Here is a 6,284-nt window from a genome sequence, read left to right as displayed (position 1 = left end):
GGCTCACGATGCCGGCGGGGTGGCGTTCTTCGTGCGGGGCGTCCCGCGGAACGAGATCGCTGAAACGGCTTTCAAGTGTCCAGAACGGCTGGGTTGCACGCCATCGCGCAGCCCAGCCGAGCTCAGAGCGGCGCGAGCACCATGAGGATCTGGTCCTGATCGTTCCCCGGTCCGAGCCGGAAGGCGGCCGGCCAGCGGCCGACCTCGTGCCAGCCGAGCCGCCCGTAGAAATCCTCGAGGCCGTTGCCTCCCCGGGCGGTCAGATGCAGTTGCTCCAGGCCCATCTCGTCCCGGGCGACCCGGCGGGCCTCGCGCATCAGGGCCGATCCGACGCCGAGGCCGCGGACCGCGGTACGCGTCTGCACGTGGTGCAAGGTGCCCCAGTGCCCGATCAGTTCGGAGGGGTCGCGCCGGACGTTGAGCCAGCCCACGACTTCCCCGTCGATCCAGGCGGTCACGAGTCGGCTGGTCACTGGCGTCAGGCGACCGACGAGGCCGTCGACGGCCGGGGCTGCCTGGCGCAAGTCGATGGGCGGGACGTGGAAGCCGGCGGCGCCGCCCGCGTTGGTGACCTCGATCCAGCACTCCGCGAGGGCTTGGTTCAGGGCGGGAGAGACGTCACTGGGGGAGGAGAACTGGCGCAATGTGGGGAGTCTGGTGGCGAGACTGGTCATCCCACGATCCTGCACGGAGGGGAGCGTGCCTCGCCAGAGGATGCAGGCCCGTACACCCCGCACGGCACAGGGGCCGGGGCTGTTGTCCCCGGTCCCTGTCCCGCTGCCGAGGTGTCAGGCGGTCTTCGGGGCAGCCCTCATCCCGATGTACACACAGGCTGTGCCGTCCGCCAGGGTCGAGAAGACGACCGGCATCCAGTCGGCACTGTAGGCACCGCTGCCGGGGCCGGCGAACACCGTCGGCGACACAGGGACGAGGTCCATCTCCAGCGGCGGCGAGAAGTCCTTCATACCGTCGACGAACTCGTACACCAGGTGGGCCTTGCCGTCGTTCTCGGCGATGGTGATCAGGACGCCCTCACGCTTGTACGTGCCGAGGAGCGGCGCGAGGTCGACCACCGGCGGTTGCGCGGGCGGTCCGAAGGGGGCGGGCATGCGCACCTGTGCGAGGCCCTGGAGCAGTTCGTCGAAGAGCTCCGCGTAGAGCTGCCGGGCGTCGCCCCCGTTGGTGAGCAGGACGAGCGCCACACCTGCCGAGGGAACCACACGGAGGAAGCCGTACTGGCCGATGGAGGCGCCGTCGTGCCCGAAGCCTGGGGTTCCGGACCAATCGTACAGCGTCCAACCCAGACCCCATCCGTCGGCGCTGACCGTCCACTTGTCGGGAACGTCCACCTCGCGCCGCTGCATCGCGGAGATGCTCTGCGGAGTCAGCAGGCGGACGCCCTCGGGGGTTTCGCCGCCCTCCAGGTGCATCCTGACCAGACGGGCCACATCCCCGGCTGTGGCGAGTACGCGGCCGTACGGGCCGGCGGAACGAGGCATGAGGTCCCATGCCGGAGCGGGGTCCGGGTCCTCTCCGAGTTCCCCCAGGTGCCCCATCGCGGTCCGGTGCGCGAGCGCCTCTTCGGGGAGCGTCATCGTGCCGCTGAGCCCGAGCGGGACCAGGAGCTGCTCCTTGAGCGCTTCGTCCCAGGTCTTCCCCGTGAGTACCTCGACGATGCGGCCGAGCACGTTGTAACCGAGGCTGCTGTAGGAGACCGCGGTGCCCGGGGGGCAGTCGAGTCCCACGTCCTTGGCGGCCTCGACGTAGCGGGCCAGGCAGTCGTCGCCGCGGCCCGAGTCGTAGGTGAAGTCGCAGGTGAGTCCGCTGGTGTGGGAAAGCAGCTGCCGGGTGGTGATCGTGAGGGTCGCCTCCTCGTCGGCGACGACGAAGTCCGGCAGCACATCCCGTACCGGGGCGTCGAGGTCGAGCGCGCCGGAGTCCACGAGCTGCATGATCAGCGTAGCGGTGTAGATCTTGGCGAGGGACCCCAGCTGGAAGACCGAATCGGGCGTCGCGTCCACCCCGGTGCCGCGGTGCAGTACGCCGCTCGCCAGGGCATGCACATCACCGTCGACGAGGACGGCCAGCGTGGCGCCCGGAACATGATGCGTCATGCGGAGCTGGTCGAGCCGAGCCTGCCAGTGGTCCAGGTACAGCTTGCGGCCGTCGGAGTCCTTCGATCCCCAGTCGCCCTTGGCCGCCCAGTTGCCCTGCGCGTCCCAGCTCAGGTCCTTCGGCATGACTTCTCCCTCGGCAGACAGTGTTCCCTTTACGCGAACACTGTACGCAGGGGGGAATTATGTTCGCAATGGCGCATGGTGTTGACGCCCAGCTTCGCGACCCACCCTGGGCTGGAATCCGGCGGATCCAGTGGCCGAACGGCCTGTCCGGTGGCACATCCGTGCGCGGAGCCGGGCCTCGTGCCCAGGGTTCCGCCTGCCCGCATCGCGTCGCTCGGCGGAACCCGTGAGTCCCCCGGCGGAAGCTGCGATCTTGATCGTAAAGCGCGGACGGGGCCGGCGATAGGCGCTCAACGACTGTGCGGCACCCGGCACCGGCCCCGCCGCGAGCACGGCTCGCACCCCCGGCACGTGGAGGCGCGGGGGAGCGCGGGGGAGCGGCTCGGATACGTCAGTTCTGCACGGCCACCGCGGCCGTGTAGCCCTCGCCGGCCGCAACGTCGCTGATCGTCCACCGCGATGGGGCCGAGGGCGATGTGGACGTGCCCACGTAGTCCAGCGACGGATCGCGGCCCAGCCCCGTACCCAGCCCTTTGAGATAGGCCTCCTTCCGGGCCCACGCCCGAGCGAAGGCCCGGGGGCGCTCCGCCGGCGCGCAGTCGCGCAGTTCCCGCTGTTCCCGCGGGTGCAGCGACCGGCCCACCTCCTCGGCGACTTCCGGCAGCGGGTCTCGTTCGACGTCCACGCCGACGGGGCGGGAGGCGAAGGCCAGGAGCCCCAGGTCCTCGCTGTGCGTCAGGGAGAAGTGCACCGGGTTCCCCTCCACCGCCGGGCGGCCGTGCTGCTCGGGGCAGAGCGGGCAGGGCAGCCGCGTCAGCGCGACTTCCGCGGGTTCCGTGTCCAGATAAGCCCCGAGCAGCAGGCGCAGACCCACATGCACGCAGAGGTAGGTGTCCCGGTCGGCGGAGTTACGGAAGCGGTCCGCACGTTCACGCTCCGAACTGTCCAGCACGGCGTCGCTCCGTCGTCGCGCTTCTGTCCGGAATTCGGCCGTACGTATGATCCACAGGTGAGGTGTCCGGCCGTCCCCGGGCAGCGCCGGGAGGGCTGCCTCGGTGTGAGGTCGCAGTTCCCTGGGGTGGTGCATTGCGGCCTGGATCGTCATGTCCCGCACAATAAGCTGCACGGCGCGGCCGCGTCAGGTGTGGGCGGGCCGAGGCGTTGCGTACAGCGTTCCTTATTGCGAACACCATGAGTTACGGTGGCGGAACGACGAGAGGGCGAGGACCCATGCAGGCCGACAGACAGCCGATTCCTTCAGTGTGGACCCGCCCGCGCCGCCAGCGGGAGCAGCTGACCCGCGAACGCATCGTGAGAGAAGCTGTCCGGCTGCTGGACGCGGACGGCACCGAAGCCCTCAGCATGCGCACCCTCAGCAATCGGCTGAATGCGGGGGCCACTTCGCTCTACCGGCACGTGGCCAACAAGGACGAGCTCATCGAACTGGTCGTCGACGAGGTTTACGGCGAGCTCGACGTGCCGGTCGCCGGGCACCGGTCCGAGTGGCGCGCCGCCGCTTCCGGGGCGGCCAACAGCTTGCGCGCCATGGCGCTGCGGCATTCCTGGATCGCTTCCGTCCTGGGCCAGGTCGGCCTGTCCCACCTCGGACCCAACGTGATGCAGATGTCGGACCGGATGCTCGCCATCTTCGAGACCGCCGGCTTCCCGTCGGACGAGACCGACCGGGCGGTGAGCACTGTCGTCGCCTACGTCATCGGTGTGGCCACATCCGAGGCGGCGTACCTGTCGATGATCTCCCGCAGCGGGAGCACCGAGCAGGAGTGGGTGGACGAATTGCGCCCGGCCCTCGAGGAGGCCGCTCGTGATCACCCGCGCTTGATGGAAGGCCAGGTCGCCCAGCGCGGGGTGGACCCGGGGAAGGTCCGCGACGAGACCTTCGACTACGGCCTTCAGTGCATCCTTGACGGGTTGGAGGCCCGTCTCACCCGCCACGGTCCGGCCTGACGGCCCAACCACGCGAACCGGTTCTGCGCGAGGCCGGCGCCGCGGTGCCGCCATTCACCCCGGGACCGGCCGCCCGAGGTCCCGGACGGGTCTAGGACCTCGGGATCGCGGGCTGTCAGGTCGCGGCGGCCCGGCGCCGACGTTGTGTGCCCTCTTCCGGTGATTCTCCGTCCTGATGCCGGCCGTTCCCCGGTTCAGCAGTGCGTACGCACAGCTGGGCAGCGGTCAACTCTCGCTGCAGGCAGCGCTGTTGACCCTCGCACGTGAGTAGTACCGTGCCGAAGGCCGCACCAGAGACAGAAGTTTCACGACGAGGAGGTCACCATGGAAGTGCCAGGTCTTCCGAAACCGTCGACGGCAGGAAACGCTCCCCGCTCAGCGCCCCGGCCCGGCGGCACACCGCTCCTTCGCCTGCGGAGCACCGAGACCGAAGCCCAGCGGATATGAACGGGACAGCCGTTTCACCCCACTGCTCAGCCGCCCCCCGGACCAACGACGGCTTCCACGTCTTCGATACCACTCTTCGCGATGGCGCCCAGCGTGAGGGCATCAACCTCACGGTCAGGGACAAGCTCGCCATCGCCCGGCATCTGGATGACTTCGGGGTCGGATTCATCGAGGGCGGCTGGCCGGGTGCGAACCCCCGCGACACCGAGTTCTTCGCGCGTGCCCGGACCGAGATCGACTTCCGGCACGCACAACTGGTGGCGTTCGGCGCCACCCGCAGGCCGGGGGCCAGAGCGAGTGAGGATCTGCAGGTCCAGGCCCTGCTCGACTCCGCTGCGCCGGTTGTCACGCTGGTCGCCAAGTCCCACGACCGGCATGTGGAACTTGCCCTGCGCACCACGCTCGACGAGAACCTGGAGATGATCCGCGACACCGTTTCGTACCTGCGGTCCGAGGGCCGGCGCGTCTTCGTCGACTGCGAGCACTTCTTCGACGGCTACACGGCCAACCCGGAGTACGCGACAGCGGTCGTACGCACGGCCAGGAACGCCGGCGCCGATGTCGTCGTGCTGTGCGACACCAACGGCGGCATGCTTCCCGCCCGGATCCAGGCCGTCGTCACCACCGTCCTGGCCGACACGGGGGCCCGGCTCGGCATCCACGCCCAGGACGACTCCGGCTGCGCGATCGCCAACACCCTGGCGGCCGTCGACGCGGGCGCCACGCATGTTCAGTGCACAGCCAACGGCTACGGCGAGCGGGTCGGCAACGCGAACCTCTTTCCCGTCGGCGCCGCTCTCGAACTCAAGTACGACATGCGTGTGCTGCCCCCGGGCGCGCTGGGTGAGATGACTCGCATCTCCCACGCCATCGCCGAGATCGTGAACCTCGCTCCCTCGACCCATCAGCCGTACGTCGGTGTCTCGGCCTTCGCCCACAAGGCAGGCCTGCACGCCTCCGCGATCAAGGTCGACCCCGACCTCTACCAGCACATCGACCCCACGCTGGTCGGCAATCACATGCGGATGCTCGTCTCCGACATGGCCGGACGCGCCTCCATCGAGCTCAAGGCGAAGGAGCTCGGCGTCGAACTCGGCGGCGACCGCGAACTGATCAGCCGAGTCGTCGCCCGCGTCAAGGAACGCGAACTGAGCGGCTACACCTACGAGGCCGCCGACGCGTCGTTCGAACTTCTCCTGCGCGAGCAGGTACAGGGCAGACCGCAGAAGTACTTCCACATCGAGTCCTGGCGGATCATCGCCGAGGACCGCCCCAGCGGCGGCCAGACCAACGAAGCGACTGTGAAGCTCTGGGCCCGGGGCGAACGCCTCGTCGACACCGCCGAGGGCACAGGCCCCGTCAACGCTCTCGACCGCGCGCTGCGAGCTGGTCTGGAAACCATCTACCCGGAGCTCGCCAAACTGGAACTGGTGGACTACAAGGTCCGCATCCTGGAACAGGCCCACGGCACCACCTCAGCCGCTCGGGTCCTGATCTCGACCGCCGACGCAACCGGTGAATGGTCGACCGTCGGAGTCGGCGCCAACGTCATCGCCGCATCAGGGCAGGCCCTCGAAGACGCGTACGCCTACGGCCTGCTCCGCGCAGGCGTCGAACCGACCGAGTGACAGC

5 protein-coding genes are annotated in these 6,284 nt (G+C 69.2%); 2 read left to right on the top strand and 3 right to left on the bottom strand.

All coding sequences use genetic code 11. The features are described 5' to 3' along the window. Positions 1 to 122: 122 nt before the first annotated feature. The 3 genes from ACFWFI_RS40060 to ACFWFI_RS40050 form a co-directional block, all read right to left on the bottom strand. Positions 123 to 674: a GNAT family N-acetyltransferase gene (locus tag ACFWFI_RS40060; protein ID WP_387400451.1), complete on the bottom strand. Its 552-nt coding sequence runs from the start codon at positions 672 to 674 to the stop codon at positions 123 to 125. A 114-nt stretch (positions 675 to 788) separates the two neighbouring features. Next, positions 789 to 2,240 carry a serine hydrolase domain-containing protein gene (locus ACFWFI_RS40055; protein WP_387400449.1) on the bottom strand — a complete coding sequence of 484 codons (1,452 nt, stop codon included), beginning with the start codon at positions 2,238 to 2,240 and terminating at the stop codon, positions 789 to 791. Between the two features lie 391 nt (positions 2,241 to 2,631). Continuing rightward, complete coding sequence (locus ACFWFI_RS40050; RefSeq protein ID WP_387400448.1) at positions 2,632 to 3,345, bottom strand: 4'-phosphopantetheinyl transferase family protein; 714 nt, start codon at positions 3,343 to 3,345, stop codon at positions 2,632 to 2,634. Between the two features lie 125 nt (positions 3,346 to 3,470). Here ACFWFI_RS40050 and ACFWFI_RS40045 point away from each other — a divergent pair, with 125 nt between their 5' ends. Beyond that, positions 3,471 to 4,205, top strand: coding sequence for a TetR/AcrR family transcriptional regulator (locus ACFWFI_RS40045; protein ID WP_387400446.1), 735 nt, complete (start codon positions 3,471 to 3,473; stop codon positions 4,203 to 4,205). A 443-nt stretch (positions 4,206 to 4,648) separates the two neighbouring features. Then, on the top strand, positions 4,649 to 6,280 hold the full coding sequence (gene cimA / locus ACFWFI_RS40040) for a citramalate synthase (RefSeq protein ID WP_387400444.1): 1,632 nt from the start codon (positions 4,649 to 4,651) through the stop codon (positions 6,278 to 6,280). Positions 6,281 to 6,284: the final 4 nt, after the last annotated feature.

The sequence above is a fragment of the Streptomyces sp. NPDC060209 genome (genome assembly GCF_042728155.1).
Lineage (GTDB): Bacteria > Actinomycetota > Actinomycetes > Streptomycetales > Streptomycetaceae > Streptomyces.
Note: the sequence above shows the minus strand (reverse complement) of the source record. Positions and strands in the feature narration are given on the sequence as shown.